At 71.9% G+C, this 19,921-nt stretch carries 12 protein-coding genes; 8 read left to right on the forward strand and 4 right to left on the reverse strand.

Annotated elements, in window-relative coordinates; translation table 11 throughout:
* The first annotated feature begins 22 nt into the window (after nt 1-22).
* Nucleotides 23-1,147 (forward strand): GuaB3 family IMP dehydrogenase-related protein, encoded by a 1,125-nt coding sequence (locus R2B38_RS25235; protein ID WP_033280066.1) that lies wholly within the window; start codon nt 23-25, stop codon nt 1,145-1,147.
* A 576-nt stretch (nt 1,148-1,723) separates the two neighbouring features.
* Here the strand turns inward: R2B38_RS25235 and R2B38_RS25240 are convergent.
* Both R2B38_RS25240 and R2B38_RS25245 read right to left on the reverse strand, forming a co-directional pair.
* A complete protein-coding gene (locus R2B38_RS25240) occupies nt 1,724-2,308 on the reverse strand; it encodes a hypothetical protein (protein ID WP_318018273.1) in 585 nt (194 codons plus the stop codon).
* A gap of 159 nt (nt 2,309-2,467) precedes the next feature.
* Nucleotides 2,468-3,676, reverse strand: a complete 1,209-nt coding sequence (locus R2B38_RS25245) for a nucleotide sugar dehydrogenase (protein WP_033280068.1) — start codon at nt 3,674-3,676, stop codon at nt 2,468-2,470.
* A 306-nt stretch (nt 3,677-3,982) separates the two neighbouring features.
* Here R2B38_RS25245 and R2B38_RS25250 point away from each other — a divergent pair, with 306 nt between their 5' ends.
* Nucleotides 3,983-5,689: a glycerol-3-phosphate dehydrogenase/oxidase gene (locus R2B38_RS25250; RefSeq protein WP_318018274.1), complete on the forward strand. Its 1,707-nt coding sequence runs from the start codon at nt 3,983-3,985 to the stop codon at nt 5,687-5,689.
* Nucleotides 5,690-5,908: 219 nt separating this feature from the next.
* On the opposite strand, the gene R2B38_RS25255 is transcribed toward R2B38_RS25250, so the two are convergent.
* Nucleotides 5,909-7,036: a serine hydrolase domain-containing protein gene (locus R2B38_RS25255; RefSeq protein ID WP_318018275.1), complete on the reverse strand. Its 1,128-nt coding sequence runs from the start codon at nt 7,034-7,036 to the stop codon at nt 5,909-5,911.
* 170 nt (nt 7,037-7,206) lie between these two features.
* Here R2B38_RS25255 and R2B38_RS25260 point away from each other — a divergent pair, with 170 nt between their 5' ends.
* From R2B38_RS25260 to R2B38_RS25285, 6 genes are all read left to right on the forward strand, one after another.
* A complete protein-coding gene (locus R2B38_RS25260; protein ID WP_318018276.1) occupies nt 7,207-9,744 on the forward strand; it encodes a serine/threonine-protein kinase in 2,538 nt (845 codons plus the stop codon).
* A 164-nt stretch (nt 9,745-9,908) separates the two neighbouring features.
* The gene (locus R2B38_RS25265; protein WP_318018277.1) at nt 9,909-13,265 is read left to right on the forward strand and encodes a protein kinase; all 3,357 of its coding nucleotides are present in this window, start codon (nt 9,909-9,911) and stop codon (nt 13,263-13,265) included.
* Between the two features lie 157 nt (nt 13,266-13,422).
* Entirely contained in the window at nt 13,423-15,084 is a 1,662-nt protein-coding gene (locus R2B38_RS25270) for a serine/threonine-protein kinase (protein WP_318021780.1), read from the forward strand.
* A gap of 29 nt (nt 15,085-15,113) precedes the next feature.
* On the forward strand, nt 15,114-16,793 hold the full coding sequence (locus R2B38_RS25275; protein WP_318018278.1) for a serine/threonine-protein kinase: 1,680 nt from the start codon (nt 15,114-15,116) through the stop codon (nt 16,791-16,793).
* Between the two features lie 92 nt (nt 16,794-16,885).
* Nucleotides 16,886-18,538: a serine/threonine-protein kinase gene (locus R2B38_RS25280; RefSeq protein ID WP_318018279.1), complete on the forward strand. Its 1,653-nt coding sequence runs from the start codon at nt 16,886-16,888 to the stop codon at nt 18,536-18,538.
* Complete coding sequence (locus tag R2B38_RS25285; protein ID WP_318018280.1) at nt 18,535-18,879, forward strand: hypothetical protein; 345 nt, start codon at nt 18,535-18,537, stop codon at nt 18,877-18,879. The genes R2B38_RS25280 and R2B38_RS25285 overlap by 4 nt, the downstream gene beginning before the upstream one ends.
* A 38-nt stretch (nt 18,880-18,917) precedes the next feature.
* On the opposite strand, the gene R2B38_RS25290 is transcribed toward R2B38_RS25285, so the two are convergent.
* Nucleotides 18,918-19,823 (reverse strand): AraC family transcriptional regulator, encoded by a 906-nt coding sequence (locus tag R2B38_RS25290; RefSeq protein ID WP_318018281.1) that lies wholly within the window; start codon nt 19,821-19,823, stop codon nt 18,918-18,920.
* Nucleotides 19,824-19,921: the final 98 nt, after the last annotated feature.

The following is a 19,921-nucleotide window of genomic DNA, read 5'->3' on the forward strand; positions in this document are numbered from 1 at the left end:
ACGCAGAGGAAAGGCCACAGACGTGACTGAGATCGAGATCGGGCGCGGCAAGCGCGGCCGCCGGGCGTACGCCTTCGACGACATCGCCGTCGTCCCCAGCCGCCGTACGCGGGACCCGAAGGAGGTCTCGATCGCCTGGCAGATCGACGCCTACCGCTTCGAGCTGCCCTTCCTGGCCGCCCCCATGGACTCGGTCGTCTCCCCGGCCACCGCGATCCGCATCGGCGAGCTCGGCGGCCTCGGCGTGCTGAACCTCGAAGGCCTCTGGACGCGGTACGAGGACCCGCAGCCGCTCCTCGACGAGATCACCGAGCTGGACGTGGACGCCGCGACCCGCCGCCTCCAGGAGATCTACGCGGCTCCCATCAAGGAGGAGCTGATCGGGCAGCGCATCAAGGAGGTGCGCGACTCGGGCGTGGTCACCGCCGCCGCGCTCTCCCCGCAGCGCACGGCCCAGTTCTCCAAGGCCGTCGTCGACGCGGGCGTGGACATCTTCGTCATCCGCGGTACGACGGTCTCGGCCGAGCACGTCTCCGGTTCGCACGAGCCGCTGAACCTGAAGCAGTTCATCTACGAGCTGGACGTCCCGGTCATCGTCGGCGGCTGCGCCACGTACACGGCGGCCCTGCACCTGATGCGGACGGGTGCAGCCGGTGTCCTGGTCGGCTTCGGCGGCGGCGCGGCGCACACCACGCGCAACGTGCTGGGCATCCAGGTCCCGATGGCCACGGCCGTCGCCGATGTGGCCGCCGCCCGCCGCGACTACATGGACGAGTCCGGCGGCCGGTACGTCCACGTCATCGCCGACGGCGGCGTCGGCTGGTCCGGCGACCTCCCCAAGGCGATCGCCTGCGGCGCGGACGCGGTCATGATGGGCTCCCCGCTCGCCCGCGCCACGGACGCGCCGGGCAAGGGCCACCACTGGGGCATGGAAGCGGTCAACGAGGAACTCCCGCGCGGCAAGAAGGTCGACCTCGGCACGGTCGGCACGATCGAGGAGATCCTCACGGGTCCGTCCCACATCCCCGACGGCTCGATGAACATCTTCGGGGCGCTGCGGCGGGCGATGGCGACGACCGGGTACAGCGAGCTGAAGGAGTTCCAGCGCGTCGAGGTCACGGTGGCGGACTCACAGCACAAGCGGTAGGCGTAGTCGCTTCTACGACGCTTTGAAGGGCCCGGGCCTGGGTGGTCCGGGCCCTTTTGTGTGCCCAAGTGGGGCTGGTGGGGCGCGTGTTGAGACTTGGGGGGCGCACGGTTGCGTTCGGGGCGAAAATTCGCAGGTGGGGCGTGTCGGGGCGGTAACGTCCGTGATCGGCGCCCCAGTTGTGCGGGGTGCTCCCTTCCACGGAAATCGTTCCGGACCCGGGCTCTCGGGGCCCGGCCCGAATTCCAGACGAACCGCCTACCGGGCTAATGGGCGGCCTCGTGGAAGGGGGCGCCCATGGGTCGCCACCGCAAGCCCACCCGCTGGGACCGGATCCGTCTTCGGATGGTGAAGCAACGGAGGAGGTGGATCTTGTGGATGTACGGCGGAAAGTGAGCGGCCACCCCCATCACACGTAGGGGTGGACACTCCGTTCACTTTTCAGGAGCTCACCGCAGTAGCCTCTGCGGTGGGCTCCACCTGTTTCTTACGGTACCGGCGCCGCGCGCCCCACGCCACCAGCCCCCGACGCACACCCCGCCCCAAGCGCCCCCCTGCACAACCCGTGCGCCGGGGTCAGAGCGCGGCCTTCTTGGCCCCCGAGAACGCGGCGAACGCGGCGATGGCGAAAAAGACGAAGGTGAGCGGGTCGGAGTCGGCCTTCCAGGCGTCCTGGACCACGCCGAAGTGGTCGAAGAACACCTTGCTGAAGTTCACGCCGAACTCGTCCGCGATGAGCATCGCCTCGCCGACCAGCTGGCCGAGGTAGACCGCACCCAGGGCCAGCACGGCGCTGACCACGGGAAGCGCGGGGTTGCGCCCACCGAGCTTGCCCGCCGCCAGGCCGATGACGAAGCCGACGCCGACCGCCGCCCAGCCGATCTCGTGCTTGGTGGTGCCGATGACGACGCCGTAGACACCGGCGGCGACCAGCGCGGCGACGACGGCGGTCACCAGGCCGAGCGCGATGTTGTTCTTCGGGGGCGCGGGCGGGGCGTACGGCGCGCTCGGTGCCGGAGGCGGCGGAACGGCGCCGGGCTGCTGGGCGTACGGGTTGCCGTCGACGGGCTGCGGTTGCGGCTGCGGCTGCGCGGGCGCCTGGGCCTGCGCCTCGGGCTGCGGTTGCGCCGGTGGCTGCGGTGGCGTGGCTGACTGGCTCATGACAGAAATCCCCCCACGGGATGTGAAGACAGGAAAAGCGAAGCGGAGATGCGCGCGCACGGATATGCGACACCTGTGAGACGAGTGTGGGGAGATTAGCAGGTTGATGTGGCCCGGTGACCAGTCGTTTTCGTGCTCAGAGCCGGCGTGCCTTCGTGCTCAGAGCCGGTGTGCCGCGCCCGTCGGTGTGGCCCCGCGCGTGTCCAGGAGCAACTGGGCCTTCACGGAAAGGCCTTGGAGGTCGTACGTCCGGTGCTGCTGGAGCAGGATCGTCAGGTCGGCGTCGGCCGCCGCCTCGTAGAGGGAGTCCGCGCGGGGGACCGGGCGGTCGAGGACGCTCCAGGAGGGGATGTGGGGGTCGTGGTAGCTGACGGAGGCGCCGAGTTCCATGAGGCGGATCGCGATCTCCTGGGCGGGGGTGCCCTGTTGGTCGGCGAGGTCGGCCTTGTAGGTGACGCCGAGCAGCAACACTCGTGCCCCGCGCGCGGACTTGCCGTGTTCGTTGAGGAGCGTGGCGGCGCGCTGGATGACGTAGCGGGGCATCTGGTTGTTGACCTGCTGGGCGAGTTCGACCATGCGCAGAGGGCGGGGGCCGTGGCCGGTGAGGTCCTGGGGGACGGCGTGGCCGCCGACGCCGGGGCCGGGGCGGAAGGCCTGGTAGCCGAAGGGCTTGGTCTCCGCGCAGCGGATGACGTCCCAGAGGTCGACGCCCAAGTCGTGGCACAGGACGGCCATTTCGTTGACGAGGGCGATGTTGACGTGCCGGAAATTGGTCTCCAGTAGCTGCACGGTCTCCGCTTCGCGCAGGCCACGCGCGCGTACCACCTTGTCGGTGAGACGGCCGTAGAAGGCGGCGGCCGATTCCGTGCAGGCGGGGGTGAGGCCTCCGATCACCTTCGGGGTGTTGGCCGGGGTGAAGTCGCGGTTGCCGGGGTCGATGCGGCTGGGGGAGTAGGCGAGGTGGAAGTCGCGTCCCGCGCGGAGGCCCGATCCCTCTTCGAGGAGGGGGCGCAGGAAGTTCTCGGTGGTGCCGGGGTGCACCGGTGACTCCAGGATCACCGTGGTGTGCGGGCGCAGGTGGGCCGCGAGGGCGCGGGCGGCCGTCTCCACCTGGCTGAGGTCGAGGCCGCCGTCGGCGTCCCGGGGGGTCGGCGCGCAGATCACGGCGGTGCGTACGCGGCCGAGCTCGGCGGGGTTGGTGGCCGGCCGGAAGCCCCCCGAGAGCATCCGGCGCAGTTCGGCGGGGCTGAGGGAGCCGGCCTCAGGACCGGTCTTGAAGCCGGCCGTGGCGATACCGGCGGCGACAGCGGCCTGGGCCAGGGGCAGGCCGAGAGGACCGAGTCCGATGACGGCGAGATCTGCGGGCATGGCGTGGGCCGTCCTTCCCAATAACCGAAGCGGGACAGATACCGAAGCGGGACAGGTAACCGAAGTGGGACAGGTGCGCAAGCCCTGTGGACAGAACGGGCGAGCGCAATGTCAGACTAGGAGTAAATATGACCGTTATGCGGGATTGGACGGCTGTGTTTTTCGGCAGTCCTGTGATTGTTATCCACAGGCTGGGGGCGAGTGGTGGCTGAAGTCGGGCAACCCGGTCAGAATTTGGGCAGGAGGGATACGAACCGGGCTTCGCCGAACGGGTGCGGCCGGCGCTACCGATAGCGGGAGGCAGCGGTGAGGACAGCGACACTGGGTCCGGCGCAGCGAGCCGAGGCACTGGCGGGAATGGCCGAGCGGGAACTGGACGTGCTCGTCGTGGGCGCGGGTGTGGTCGGCGCGGGCACCGCCCTGGACGCCGTGACACGCGGCCTGTCCACGGGACTGGTCGAGGCGCGCGACTGGGCGTCCGGCACATCGAGCAGGTCGAGCAAGCTCATCCACGGAGGTCTGCGCTATCTGGAGATGCTCGACTTCGCCCTCGTCCGAGAGGCCCTCAAGGAACGCGGACTGCTCCTGGAGCGCCTCGCCCCGCACCTGGTGAAGCCGGTGGCGTTCCTGTACCCCCTCCAGCACAAGGGCTGGGAGCGCCTCTACGCCGGCTCGGGCGTCGCGCTCTACGACGCGATGTCCATGGCCCGCGCCCACGGCCGGGGCCTGCCCACCCACCGCCACCTGAGCCGCCGTCACGCCCTGCGCGTGGCGCCCGCGTTGAAGAAGGACGCACTGGTCGGCGCCCTGCAGTACTACGACGCGCAGATGGACGACGCCCGCTATGTGGCCACCCTGGTGCGCACGGCTTCGTCCTACGGCGCGAAGGTCGCCAACCGCGCGCGGGTGACCGGTTTCCTGCGCGAGGGCGAGCGCGTGGTCGGCGCCCGGGTGCAGGACGTCGAGGCGGGCGGCGAGTACGAGATCCGCGCCAAGCAGATCGTGAACGCGACGGGTGTGTGGACCGACGACACCCAGGCGATGGTCGGCGAGCGCGGCCAGTTCCACGTCCGGGCCTCCAAGGGCATCCACCTGGTCGTCCCCAAGGACCGCATCAACTCCTCCAGCGGGCTGATCCTGCGCACCGAGAAGTCCGTGCTGTTCGTCATCCCCTGGGGCCGGCACTGGATCATCGGGACCACCGACACCGACTGGGACCTCGACAAGGCCCACCCGGCCGCGTCCAGCGCCGACATCGACTATCTGCTGGAGCACGTGAACTCGGTGCTCGCGGTGCCGCTGACCAGAGACGACGTCCAGGGCGTGTACGCGGGACTGCGGCCCCTGCTGGCCGGCGAGTCCGACGCCACCAGCAAGCTGTCGCGCGAGCACACCGTCGCGCATCCGGTGCCGGGGCTCGTCGTCGTGGCGGGCGGCAAGTACACGACGTACCGGGTGATGGCCAAGGACGCCGTGGACGAGGCGGTGCACGGGCTCGACATGCGGGTCGCCGAGTGCGTCACCGAGGACGTGCCGCTGCTCGGCGCGGAGGGGTACCGGGCGCTGTGGAACGCGCGGGCGCGGATCGCCTCCAAGACCGGCATCCATGTGGTGCGCGTGGAGCACCTGCTGAACCGATTCGGCTCGATGGCGGAGGAGATCCTCGACCTCATCGCCAAGGACCCCGCGCTCGGCGAACCCCTCCAGTTCGCCGACGACTATCTGCGCGCCGAGGTCGTCTACGCCGCCTCGCACGAAGGCGCACGGCACCTCGACGACGTCCTCACCCGCCGCACCCGCATCTCCATCGAGACCTTCGACCGGGGTACGCGCAGCGCCCGTGAGGCCGCCGAGCTGATGGCACCGGTGCTCGGCTGGGACAAGGACCAGATCGAGCGCGAGGTCGAGCACTACGAGAAGCGGGTGGAGGCCGAGCGGGAGTCGCAGCGCCAGCCGGACGACCTGACGGCGGACGCGGCGCGGTTGGGGGCGCCGGACATCGCGCCGCTGTAGTCCCGTCGCAGGGTGCAGCGCCGCTAGGGCGACGCCGGGTGCGGTCGGTCCCGCCTGGGGCCGGCTTCGCCCGCGGCCGGCAGCTTGAAGCCCGCAGCTGGCAGCCCGCGGCCCGCAGCCCGAAGCCGGAAGCCAGCAGCCCGAAGCCCGCTGCATCTCCCGCCCGCTTCACTCGAACGAGTGTCGTGAGTTGGGATCTTTGTCCGGAACCCGGCCGTTCTACGAGGTGCGGGGGCAGAACTCGGCGGCGAGCAGGGCCGGTTCGAGGCCGGGGTCTGCGATCTCGCCCGTGTTCACCCGGAAGGTGAGGACATGACGGCCGTCGACGGTGGCTGCGGTGCGCACGTAGCTGCCCGAGATCCGGCCGTTGTGCCCCCACACCGTGGTGCCGCACGGAAGCTTCACCGGAAACAGGCCCATGCCGTACGAGCCGTGTGCGGTGCGGGTGTCGAGCATCTCGCGCAGCCAGCGCGGGGGCAGCAACTGCCCGCCGAGCAGGGCCGAGTAGAAGCGGTCCAGATCGGCGAGCGTGGTCACGAGCTCGCCCGCGGCCCCGGCCACCCGCGGGTCGAGATCGGTGACGTCGGAGCCGTCGGTCGCGTAGGCGCGGCCGTGCGGTGAGGGAAGAGTGGTGCGGGAGCCCGGGAAGGAGGTGCCCGTCAGACGCAGCGGAGCGATGATGCGGCGCTCGGCCTCGGTGGCGTACGAGTCGCCGGTGACCTTCTCGATCACGAGGCCGAGCAGCACGTAGTTGGTGTTCGAGTAGGAGAAGCGGCCTCGATCGGCCGGAGGGTGGGTGACTGCTATACGGACGGCCTGAGTTGGGGTGACGGGGACCGTGCCCCCGGTGACCGCGGTGAAGTCGTACAGGCCGCTGGTGTGGGTGAGCAGGGAACGGAGGGTCAGCGCGCGCCCGTCGTTGCCCGCTCCGTGTACCAGACCGGGCAGGTGCCGCTCCACCGTGTCGGACAGGGACAGCCGGTGTTCTGCGGCGAGTTGGAGGATCAGCGTCGCGATGAAGGTCTTCGTGATGCTGCCGGCGCGGAAGTGGTCGGCGCGGCTGATGCCTGTTCCGGCCTGTGTGTACTCCGTCGTGCCGAGTGCGTAGTCCGACCCGGCCCGGGTGTCATCCGTCCCGGCCCGCGGGTGGTCCGTCCCGGTCGGTGCGGTGCCAACGCCCGTGCTGTCGTGGGCCAGTAGGGCCGCGGCGGGGGCCCTGCCCCGGGTGACCAGCAGCCTGACCAGGGCGTTCGTGTTCGGTGCCGGGCCGGCCTGGGAGGCGGCCGCCGACAGGCAGAGGAAGGCCAGGGACACCGGAAGGGCGAGCAGTGTCCGAGGTGTGGGCATCGTGATCCTCCGTTCTCACCGGTCATCCTGCCCGGCTTGGCTGTGTGACCTGCGGCGGATATCCGACCGGATGTGCCGTCGGTGCGCGGGGAGAGGCCCCCTGGGCGTTGGGCACTTGTTCGGTGGGGGACAATGGAGGCTCTGTCAGGGCGGGTTGCATGAGGGGACGCATGTCGGAGGCGGAGCGGGCGGGGACATCCCGTCAGGACAAGAGCGAACGTCTCCTCGCCGGGCGGTACCGGTTGGGAGCAGTGCTCGGCCGCGGAGGCATGGGCACGGTGTGGCGTGCCGAGGACGAGACCCTGGGCCGGACGGTCGCCGTCAAGGAGCTGAGGTTCCCGTCCAGCATCGACGAGGACGAGAAACGCCGGCTGATCACACGGACGTTGCGCGAGGCCAAGGCCATCGCGCGGATCCGCAACACCAGCGCGGTGACGGTCTACGACGTCGTCGACGAGGACGACCGGCCGTGGATCGTCATGGAGTTGGTCGAGGGCAAGTCGCTCGCCGAGGCCATCCGGGAGGACGGCCTGCTGGAGCCGCGGCGCGCCGCGGAGGTCGGGCTCGCGATACTCGACGTCCTGCGGTCCGCGCACCGCGAGGGCATCCTGCACCGCGACGTGAAGCCGTCGAACGTGCTGATCGCCGAGGACGGCCGGGTCGTGCTCACCGACTTCGGCATCGCGCAGGTCGAGGGCGACCCGTCGATCACCTCCACCGGCATGCTCGTCGGCGCGCCCTCCTACATCTCCCCGGAGCGGGCCCGCGGGCACAAGCCGGGCCCTGCGGCCGACCTGTGGTCGCTCGGCGGGTTGCTGTACGCCGCGGTCGAGGGCGCACCGCCGTACGACAAGGGTTCGGCGATCGCCACGCTCACCGCGGTGATGACGGAGCCCTTGGAGGAGCCGAAGAACGCCGGGCCGTTGAAGGACGTCATCTACGGCCTGCTGAACAAGGACCCGGCCCAGCGTCTCGACGACGCGGGTGCCCGGGAGATGCTCAACGCGGTGATCCACGCGCCCGAGCCGAAGGCGGCCGAGCCCGAGCCGCCGGTGGACGCGACCCGGGTCGTGCCGCTGCCCCCGCAGCCCGGGCCCGCGGAGTCCGGCGGCAAGAAGAGCGGTGGCGGGAGCGGGAGTTCGGGTCCTTCGGCGGGGGCCGAGCGGTTGCGCGGGGCGTTGCGGTCCATGCGGAAGGCCGCAGGGGGTTCGGCGGGGGCCGGGGCGGCGACGTCTTCGGCGGCTGCGGGCGCGGGTACGGCTGCGGGTTCTGCCACGGGTTCGGGTTCCGGTGTGAGTCCGGCCGCGGGTGCGGGTTCCGGTGGGGCTTCAACTCCCGTTGCTGGTAAGACGGGTGGCTCGGGTGCGGGTGCCGGTGCGGCTGGTGCCGGGGCTGGTTCGGCCGGCCTGGCCGGTACTTCGGGCAAGGGTGGCTCCGGTGCTGCTGGAGCCACCGGCTCCGGTGGCGCGAAGGGCACGGCTGCGGGCGGGAGTTCAGGGGCTGGCGCTGCCGGGCCTCGGACGCCCGGGGTGCCTTCGGCCCGGTCGGGAGGTGCTTCTGGTCCGGCGACTCGTTCCGGGACGTCGACCGGTTCCGGGACGTCAACCGGTTCGGGAGCTGCGGCCGGCACTGGCGCCGCGGCCGGTTCCGGTGCCGCGGCCACCTCGGCGGCGAAGGGCGGTGCGGCGGACTCGGGTACGCGTGACCCCGGTACACGTGACCTGGGTGTGCAGTCGTCCGGGCTGCGGGAGACGGGACTGGGGAACTCGGGTACCCGGGACTCCGGTACCCGGGACCTGGGTGCCGCGACGCACGAGTCGAGCACTCGGTCGGTCAACTCGGGGTCGGCCAACTCCGGTTCGGGCGGGCGGAGTTCCGGGTGGCCCGTGATGACGCCGCCGGATCTGCCGCCGCGGCCGGTGCCGCGGGCGCCGCTCACCGATGTGGTGCCGAAGCGGACGCTGGTGATCATCGCGGTCGTCATCGTGCTCGCGGTGATCGGCGTCGTGCTGGCGTTCACGCTCAATGGCGACGACGACAGCGGCTCGAAGGGGTCGAAGGACAACAGCGGCGCCAAGGCGGACAGCAGTGTCAGCGCCAGCGCGAGTGCGAGCTCCGACACCAAGAAGGACAGCGGCGACACCGGGAGTGCGGGTACGGGCGGTGCGCGGACCGACTCCTCGGCGACCGCGTCGGCCGGCGGAAGCGCGGCGAGTTCGGGTACCGGGGCGTCCGGCGGGAGCGGTGACGAGACGGACGGTTCCTCGGGCGGCGCCGCGGTCGTGAAGACGTACAAGGGGAGCCAGGGTTTCTCGATAGGCCTGCCCGCCGGGTGGTCGTACCAGTCGACGGACTCCGCCGGAGTCCGGCTGACCGGCCCCGACGGGCAGAAGCTGCTGATCGCCTGGACCAGTACGCCGAAGGGCGACGCGGTCGCGGACTGGAAGAACCAGGAGCAGTACATGACGCGCTCCGGGTACTCGCGGATCCGAATAGAGAAGGTGGACTACCGGGGCTGGAACACGGCCGACTGGGAGTTCACCTATCAGGACGGCGGGACGAAGTACCGCACCATCGACCGTGGGTTCGTCGTCAACAGTCATCTCGGATACGCGCTCATGTACACCGCGAAGGCGGCCAATTGGGGTACTGAGCTTCGTAAGGACACCTGGACGACCCTGACGAAGACGTTCCAACCGAAGTCGTGAGGCGGGTGGGGCCGGGTTTGGCGCGCCAGATCCGTCAACCCCTCTTTGCGGGTTGCCTCCGGCACGTATCGTGAGTGGTTGCGGACCGTACGCATCTAGGTATGCGGACGGAACGGGCCGCAAGGCGAACGGAATTGACCGACCGGGCGGCCGGGGGAGGCAACGTGGACGACTATGCGGGTCGGGTGCTCGCCGACCGCTACCGCCTGCCGCTGCCGCCCTCCGACGAGTACGAACTCACCGAGACCCGGGCCTTCGACACCTACAGCGGGCAGGAAGTCCTGGTACGCCAGGTGCCGTTGCCCGAGGTCGTCGAGGCGGAGGTGCTCGGCGAGGACGGGCTGCCCGACGGGTTCACGGCGCGCGACCGCGGGGCGCGGCGGCCGGCCGCGGCGCGGACCGCGACGCGGCGGCCCTCCGATCCGGCGGTACGGCGCGCGGTCGAGGCCGCGCAGGCCGCGGCGCGGATCCCCGACCATCCCCGGCTGGACCAGGTCTTCGACGTGTTCGCCGAAGGCGGTTCGCTGTGGATAGTGAGCGAACTGGTGTCCGCCCAGCCGTTGTCCGCACTGCTCGTCGAGAAGCCGTTGTCGCCGTACCGGGCGGCCGAGGTCGCCTCCGACGTGCTGATGGCGCTGCGGGTCCTGCACGCGCACGGCTGGGTCCACCGGAACATCACCGCCCGCACGGTGCTCGTCTGCGACGACGGCCGCGTGATGCTGACCGGCCTCGCGGTCGGCGCGGCCGAGGAGGCGCTGTGCGGCTACGACCCGGTGCCGCCCCAGGACGGCGAGGACGGCGGAGACGGTGGCGCAGGGCGCACGGGACCCGGCGGCGCGGCACCGGTACCCGCGGGTTCCAGGGCTCCGGCGGCCTTCAGGACCCAGGGAGGCTCCAGACTCCCCGCGGGCTCGACGCTCCCCGCAGGCCCGACGGCTCCGGCGGCCGGCTCCCTCGCTTCCGGCGGTTCTACGGTTCCCGCGGTCCCCGGTGACTCCCGCGGCGGCGGAACGGGTGGCGGCGGCGCGATCGGCTTCGGCGGCGCGGGTGGCGGAACGGGCGCGGGTGCGGCCGCCGTAGGCCCCGGTGCCGTGGACCCCGAGGCCGCCCGGCGGGCCGCGATCGAGGCGCGGGCCGCCGGAGGGCTGCCCGGAGTCGGTGTGGAGGGCGGTGGCACGATCCCGTCCTCCGCCGCGCTGGCCCGCAGGGACGCGGAGGTCGGCGGTGACGTCCGGGCCGCGCGGGCCGGGGCGATCGCCGCGTACCGGGCGGGCGCGCGAGCAGCCGCCCGGGTCCAGGAGACCCAGCAGCGCCCGGCGCTCCCCGGTGCCCGCCCCGCGGTCGAGGGCGAGCGCGGCACCGCCCAGGCGGCCGGTTCGGCCCAACTGCCGTACTCCGGCGGCAACATCGTGGAGCAGCACCCGCCCGGCACCACACCCCCGGGCCAGATAGCCGACCCCTACGGCGTCCGCAACACCGCCTGGCACGGCGCCACCCCGCGTCCGGGCGCCCCGGCGCCGGCCACACAGGGCGACCGGCCGACCCCTCCGCAGGAGGGTGCCGCCGCCGGTGCACCGTCCCCGGACACAACAGGCACATTCCCCATCCCCGGCGCGAACGCCCCGGCGCGCGATGGGGAGGGCCGCCCCTATGGCCCGGGCGCCTCGGCGTACGGCCCGGGCCCCTCAGCCTCCGGCGCCGACACCCGCCCCCACGGCGCGGCCCCCTCGGCCCACGGCCGCGACGCTCGTCCTCACGGCGCGGACGCGTCGGCCTACGGTGCGGACCCTTCTGCCTACGGTGCGGAGGCCCCGGCCGACGGCGGCGACACCCGTTTCTACGGCGCGAATGCCCCGGCGCGTGGCGGCGCCCCCCGCCCCCACGGCGCGGCCCCCTCGGCCTACGGCGGCGACGCACATCCACACGGCGCGGACGCGTCGGCCTATGGCGCGGAGGCCCCGGCCTACGGCGGCGAAGCCAGTCCCTACGGCACGGCCCCCTCGGCGTTCGGCCCGGGCGCCCCCGCCCACGGCGCGAACCCCGCGCCCCACAGCACCGCCCCCTCACCCCGCAACACCGACCCCTCCACCTACAGCTCCCTCACCCCCGCCGCCGGGCATTCCGTCCCGCCCGCCACCGGCACCCCCCGCCTTGACGGCCCCGTCCCACCCGGAGCCGCCGCCTCCGGCAACTCGCCTCGTCCTCCTGCCCGTTGGGATGAGCTGTCGTCCGCCGGTGTCCCGGCCCGCCGGGGCCCCGCCACCGCGCTGGCCGCCGAGCGGGCACGGCAGGTGCGGATGACGGTCGTCGGACCCGTCACCGAGCGGTGGGCGCCCGAGCAGGCCGTACCGGTGCATGAGAACTGGCAGTTGGCCGCGCCGATCGGGCCCGCCACCGATCTGTGGGCGCTCGGGGCGTTGCTCTTCCGGGCCGTGCAGGGGCACGCGCCGTATCCCGAAGAGGCGACCGCCGAGCTGGTGCAGCTCGTGTGTGCGGAGCCGCCTGCCTTTGCGGAGGAGTGCGGGCCGCTCAGGCCGGTCGTGGAGTCGCTGCTGCGGCAGGACCCCACCGAGCGGCTCGACTTCGAGGAACTGCGGGGCTGGCTGCGGTCGTTGGTGCGTTCGGCGCCGGAGCCCGAGGCCGGTACCCATGTCGTCGCCACCCCGCCGACCGACCCGCGGCGGCTGCCGATCGTGCGCAGGCGGGGCGAGTTGGTGCGCAGGCGGCGGGCCGGGCTGCCCGCGACCAGTCCGCACGGGCGGCACAAGCGGGCCAAGGAGGAGGTCGGCGGGTCACCGCGGCGGCTCGGCCGCACCCTGGTGATCCTCATCTTCCTGTTGCTCGCCGGCGCGGTCGCCTACGCCATGCTCTTCATGCCCAAGTCCGGGGAGAACTCCGGGGCCGGGCAGGGGGAGAACACCGGGGCCGCGGGGGAAGTCAGTACCGCGCCCACTCACTCCTCGGCCGGGGCCAGCAGTCAGCCGCAGCCCGATCAGACCTCGCCCAGTGCCCACAACAGCCCCTCCAACTCCGCCAGTTCGACCGAGACGCAGACGGACCCGAACGTCGCCGACGGGTTCGTGCTGCGCAAGGACCCCGAGGGGTTCCAGCTCGCGGTGGCTAAGGGCTGGACCCGGACACCCAAGAACGGGAGCGGCCAAGTCGTCTACTCCCACGGCGACTTCGAGCTGATCGTCGTAGCCGGGCGGGACAGTGCCACGGCGGACGGCAGCGACCCGATGGTCTACCAGCGGGACAAGGAAGCCGAGTTGCAGCCGTACCGCAACTCCAGCTGGGCCACCGCGACCGGGCTGCGGACCATCACGGTGGGCGGAAAGACCATGGCCGAGGGGCAGTTCACCTGGACGGACAGTCAGGGGGGTGATCTGTTCGTGCGCAACATGGCGTTCCTCATCAACGGCCGGTACCACATCGTGCAGGTACGTGGCCCGGAGGCTCAACGCGACGAAGTGACACGGCTGTACGAGCAGGCGTCGTCGACCTATCAGTACACCGGGTGACCTGCGGAGGCGGCGCGCCGAGGCCCGATGGTTCCCGTTCGGGCGCAGAAGCGACAACCGTCACAGTGCGGTCTCCGTGGCACCCCGCCGGTTCCCTGGACGAGGGCCTGTCCTTACGCTGAGCCTGTCAAGAGCATTGCGGGGAAACGTGAATCAGATGCAGGGCCTGCTCCTCGCGGGGCGCTATCGGCTCGCCGAGTCGATCGGCAGCGGCGGTATGGGCCGGGTGTGGCGCGCGCACGACGAGGTGTTGCACCGGACCGTCGCCATCAAGGAGTTGACGGCCGCGCTCTATGTGTCCGAGAGCGACCAGCCGAGGCTGCTGGCGCGCACCCGAGCCGAGGCGCGCGCCGCCGCGCGGATCAACCACTCCGCCGTCGTCACCGTGCACGACGTACTCGAACACGACGGCCGCCCATGGATCGTCATGGAGCTCGTCGAGGGCAACTCCCTTGCCGACGAGGTGAAGGAGAAGGGCCGGCTCGATCCGGCCGAGGCCGCGCGCATCGGCGTCTGGGTGGTGCGCGCCCTGCGCGCCGCGCACGCCGCCGGTGTCCTGCACCGTGACGTCAAGCCCGGCAACGTACTGCTCGGGCAGGACGGGCGGGTGCTGCTCACCGACTTCGGCATCGCGCAGATCGAGGGCGACAGCACCATCACCCGCACCGGAGAGGTCGTCGGCTCCGTCGACTACCTCGCCCCCGAGCGCGTCCGCGGCGCCGACCCCGGACCGTCCTCCGACCTGTGGGCGCTGGGCGCCACGCTCTTCACGGCGGTCGAGGGCCGTTCGCCCTTCCGCCGCACCTCGCCGCTGTCGACCATGCAAGCCGTCGTCGAGGAGGACGCGGGCGAACCGCGGTACGCCGGTGCGCTCGCGCCCGTCATCGCCGCGCTGCTGAACAAGGACCCCGCGCTACGGCCCGACGCGGACCAGGCCGAGCAGATGCTCGCGGAGGCGGCGGAGGGGCGGCGCCCGCGGTCGGCTGAGGAGTGGCTGCCCACGCAGCAAGTGGGCTCGCGGCAGGGTGGGTTGGCGGAGGACTTCAACTCGGGTTCGGGCGCGCGTCCGTACGCGTCGGCGACCGGGGGCGCGACACCGTACCCGTCGGCGACCGGGGCCACGTACCAGCACACACCGGCCGTCTCCCTCGCGCCCCCCGGCGCGGCCGCGCCGCCGAAGCGCCGTCGGTTGCGCTCGGTCGTCCTCGTGGTCGTCGCCGCCGCGCTCGTCGGCGGCGGTACGGCGCTGGGGCTGCAGAAGTGGCATCAGGACCAGGATCAGGACCAGGGCAGCACCCCGGGCACGTCGGTCTCGCAGAGCGCCACGCCGGCCCCGCAGAGTTCGGGTCCCGCCAACTGGCGTGTCTACCACGACCCTTGGGGCTTCGACATATCCCTCCCCAAGGGCTGGACGCGGCAGGTCTACGGCGACTCCGACGGCATCAGGCAGGTCGACTACACGCCCGACAACGGCAAGCACTTCGTCCGCATAGCCATCGACACCTCACCGGACTTCCCCACCGCGAACGCCCACCAGCTGGACCTGGAGGTGCAGCTCCAGAAGCTGGTCGACTACCAGCGGGTGACCCTGGCGGCGAACACCTACCGCGACCGGCCGGGCTCCCTGTGGGACTACACCTGGACGGCGCTGGCCAAGGACACCCCCTTCCCGGGGCCCCGGCGCGCCATCGAGGAGACGTACATGTCCCGCGAGGGCGTCGAGTACGCGATCTACATGTCGTCCCCGGCCGCCGACTGGGCCACGACGAGCGCGCGGTTCAAGTCGGTCCTGCAGAGCTGGAGCCCCGACTCGGGCTGACCGCTTCCGGTTGCGTCATGATGGTGCGCATGGGGACCGAGGGGGACAACGCCCGGGTGATCGCCGGGCGTTACCGACTGGAGAAGCGGCTCGGGCGCGGTGGCATGGGCGTCGTGTGGCGGGCGACCGACCAACTCCTGGGCCGCCAGGTCGCGGTGAAGGAGATCGCCCAGGACGACTCCCTCTCCGAGGCGGAGGCCCGCCAGCAGCGCGACCGCACCCTGCGCGAGGCCCGGGCGGTCGCCCAGCTGCGGCACCCGCACATCATCGTCGTGCACGACGTCGTCGAGCAGGACGAACGGCCGTACATCGTCATGGAGTTGATCGACGGCGGCTCGCTCGCCGAGCGGATCTCCGCCCGCGGTCCCGTCGACGCCGCCGAGGCCGCGCGCATCGGCATCGCCCTCCTCGGCGCGCTGCGCACGGCCCACGCGGCGGGCGTCCTGCACCGGGACATCAAACCGGCCAACGTCCTGTTGCAGACGGCCACCGACGAGGACGGCTCCGAGCGGGTCGTACTGACCGACTTCGGCATCGCCCAGGTCGCCGGTGCTACGACGCTCACCGAGAGCGGCGCGTTCGTCGGCTCGCCCGAGTACACCGCGCCGGAGCGGATGTCCGGCGTGCGGACCGGCCCCGAGTCCGACCTGTGGTCGCTGGGGGCGCTGCTGTGCACGGTGCTGAGTGGTGAATCGCCGTTCCACCGCGACTCGTTGGGCGGCATCCTGCACGCGGTCGTCATCGACGAGATCCGCCCGCCCGAACAGGCCCGGCCGCTGCTGCCCGTCGTACGGGGACTGCTCGAACGCGATCCGGAACGGCGGCTGGAGGCGGCCGGGGCGGAGCGGATGCTGCGGGCCTTCCTGGACACCGGGCGGACACCGAAGGCGTCGACGGGGCGGCATCCGAAGGCGACATCCGGCCAGGCGGCGAAGCCGGCGCCCGGGTACACACCGACTCAACGAGACGTCCCGCGCCGGGACTTGGCGCCCCCGCCCGCGCCGTCACCGTCCCCGCCGACCCCTTCCTCCACGGCCGGGCAGCCCCCTCGGCGTTCCACGCGCGGGGTGCTCATGGCCGCGTTGCTGGTCGCGGCGATGGCGGGGGCCGGGGTGTCGGCGGCGGCGCTGCTGATGCGGGGGGACGACGGGGACGGGGGCAACGGGGGTGCCCTGCCGGTGAGTTCGGCGCCGCTGACCTCCACGAGCGCCGGTACTCCGTCACCTTCCCCCACGCCCACGCCTTCAGACACGCCCAACACCCCTACCGCGCCCTCCGGTTACCGCGTCGCCCACGACCCCGACGGCTTCTCCCTGGCCGTACCGGAGGACTTCGTGCGGGTGCCGCAGGGTGAGCGCATCTTCTACATGTCGCCGGGCCAGACCTTCCGGCTCGGCATCAAGATGTCCGACCCCGAACAGGGCGGCCCGCTCGCGGTGATGAAGAGCGCGGCGGCCGACGGGGCGGCCACGAACCCCGGTTACCACGACGGCAGGGTCACCGACACCACGCACTACGGACACCCCGCCGCGCTCTGGGAGTTCAGCTGGAACGGCTTCAGCACGGCGGAGGGACCCCGGCACACCTACGACATGTGCTGGGAGGAGAACGGCCGGATGTACGACGTGTGGGTGTCGGCGCCGGTCGGGAAGGTGCGGGAGGCGAAGGAGTACTTCGACGTCGCGCTGGACACGTTCGTACGCGCATAAACGGGAGATAAGCCGCGACCTCGGTCACGGCTCTGTGACCGGAAAGCGCCAGAGGTGGATGTGGTGGTGTCCGGCGAGATATGGATGGAGGCATGAGCAGCAACGGGGGAGCCAGGCACGGGGCCGACGAGCCGACGAGTTTCGCCCTGCAACCGCCGAACCCGCGCATGGCCGTGCCGATGCCGGTGCCGCACCCGAACAACCCTTACGCGACGCCTGGTTCACCGCCCGCCCCGCAGCCGGACCCCGGCACCGGACGGCTCATAGCCGGGCGGTACCGGCTGCTCGGCAAGCTCGGGCACGGCGGGATGGGCACGGTGTGGCGGGCCAAGGACGAGACGATGGACCGCGAGGTCGCCGTGAAGGAGCCGCGCGTCCCGGACCATCTTCCCGAACGCGAACGCTCCAACGCCTTCGAGCGGATGCGCCGCGAGGCCCGCGCGGCGGCTCGGCTCGACCACCCGGCTGTCGTGAACGTGCATGACGTGGCGGTGGTCGACGGCCAGCCGTGGATCGTGATGGAACTGGTGACCGGCCGTTCGCTGGGCGACGCGTTGCAGGAGGGCACCCTCGACGCGCGCGACGCGGCCCGGATCGGCCTCCAGGTGCTCGGAGCCCTCGAAGCAGCGCACGCGGCGGGCGTCCTGCACCGGGACGTGAAACCGGACAACGTCCTGCTGGGCCGCCACGACCGCGTCGTCCTGACCGACTTCGGCATCGCCCAGATCGAGGGCGAGACCAACCTGACCGACACCGGCGGTTTCGTCGGTTCGCCCGAATACATCGCGCCGGAACGGGTGTTGGGCCAGCGCCCCGGCCCCGCCTCCGACCTGTGGTCCCTCGGCGTGGTCCTGTACGCGGCGACGGAGGGCGTCTCGCCGTTCCGCCGCAGCAACACCCCCGCCACCCTCCAGTCGGTCCTCAACTCCGCGCCCGCGCCGCCGACTTCGGCTCCCGGCCCGCTCGCCGACCTCATCACCGCCCTCCTCGCCAAGGACGCGGCGAGCCGCCCGAACGCGGCCCAGGTGCGCGCCGCGCTGGAGTCGGTGGCCAACCCTCCCGCGCCGGTGCCCACGCAGGAGGTGCGGTACGTCGAACGCCCCAGCGCGACAAGGGGACTTCGGCCGGGCCGTAAGACGTGGTTCGGGCTCGGTGCGGTGGTCGTCGCGGCGGCGGTGGGGGCGTATCTGCTGATCGCGAATCCGTTCGCCGGCTCGCGGACGCTCCCGCAGGGCTGGAAGAAGCACCACGAGACGGACGTGGCGGCGACGCTCGCGGTTCCCGCCAAGTACACACGCGAGGGGCCCGACCGTAAGACCGACAAGGGCCACTGGGTCACGTACACGGACCTGAGCGGGACCATCCAGATCGGTCTGCTCCTTGAGCGGAAGTCCGAGGACAGCCTCCACGCGATCAAGGACTCGGCCGCCGCCCAGATGTACGACGACAACGGAGACTTCAAGGAGAGCGGCAGCTCCGAACTCGACATGGCGAAGGCCAGGAAGACCAGCCCGCAGCCGACCGGTACCTATCGGGGCAGGGCCGCCGCCACGAACACGATCGCCTACGACACCGATGACAGCCAGGACGCCCTTCCCTGGGAGGTGCAGATCCTCTACTACAAGACCACCGCCGGCAACATGTACCGGCTCACGATCAGCTATCCCGGCGACGGCGACTTCACGGCCCGCGGCCGCGAGGTGGCGAAGGGAGCGATCGCGAACCTGGACGTCGACACGCTGTGAGCGACGGTACGGACGCCGACCTCGCGGTCCTGAGCGTGCGCGCGCTCGGCGACCGCGGTCTGCCGGCCGATGTGATCGGCGTGTACGCCGCCCGCCGCCGCTACTCCGCCGTGGAACTGGAGCAGTTGGGCCTCCGGGACGACGGCACGGACTTCGACCTCTTCGGGCTGCGGGACCGGCTGGAGAGTGTCGTGTGGGTGAGCGACGAGGAGTTCGCGGCGCACGGACTCGACGCGGCGGAGATCGCGGACCTGCGGCAGTGGGCCCTGGAGTGGGAGTCCGACCTCGGGCTGCGGCTCGCGGAGGAGTACGACGACGGCCCGGACGGCGAGGGCGGATAGCTACGAACTCCCCATCGACACCCGGTACTTCCCGGGCGTCACCTCGAACTCCCCGCCGATACCCGGTACTTCCCCGGCGTCACCCCGAACTCCCGGCTGAACGCGTGCGACAGGGCGTACGGGCTGCCGTACCCCGCCTCCCGCGCCACCGTCGCCAGCGAGGCGTCCGTGTCCCGCAGCCGCGTCGCCGCCAACGTCAGCCGCCACCACGTCAGATACGCCATCGGCGCCCGCCCCACCAGCGCGGTGAACCGGCGGGCCAGCGTCGCCCGGGACACGCCCGCCGCCGCGGCCAGCCGGTCGTTGGTCCAGGGGGCGGCCGGGTCCGAGTGCAGGGCCCGTAGCGCGGCCGTGGTCACCGGATCGCTCAGCACCGACGGCCAACTGCCCGTCTCCGCATCGGACATCCACGCCCGCACCATGTAAATGAGCAGAAGATCCAGCAGACTCGGCAGCGCCAGACAGGCCCCCGGCCGCCGTTCGTCGAGTTCGTTCGCCAACAGGTCCACGGCCGACCGCAGTTCGGGATGGCGGCCGACCCGGTTCGGCAGATGGACCACCTCCGGCAGCTCCGCCATCAGCGGATGCGTCCGGCTCCGGTCCAGCCGGTACTTCCCGCACAGCAACTCGACCGCACGCCCGTCCCCGCCGTCCCCGTCCGGCCGCCGCATCTCCTCGAACGGCACCGCACGCGCCGTGTCCCCGGGCGAGTCCGCCAGCACGTGTCCCGCCCCGTGCGGCAGAAGTACGACGTCCCCGGCGCCCAGCGTCACCGGCTCACCACCCGTGTCGGGCACCAGCCAGCAGCCGCCCGCCAGCACGACATGGAACCCGGCACCCTCGTACGGCGCGAGCCGCGTGCACCAACTACCGCTCACCCGCAGCCGGTTGGAGGAGGGCCGCCCGGTCCGCACGGCGGAGATCGCGTCGCTCACCACGTCCATGGGGTCAGGTTACGCCGGGGGAGCAGTGGTGAGCCGCCCGCGCATCAGTATGAGTCATTCACGCATTGAGACGCTCACTCGCCCTCCCTACGCTTGTC

The organism is Streptomyces sp. N50, from assembly GCF_033335955.1.
Lineage (GTDB): Bacteria > Actinomycetota > Actinomycetes > Streptomycetales > Streptomycetaceae > Streptomyces.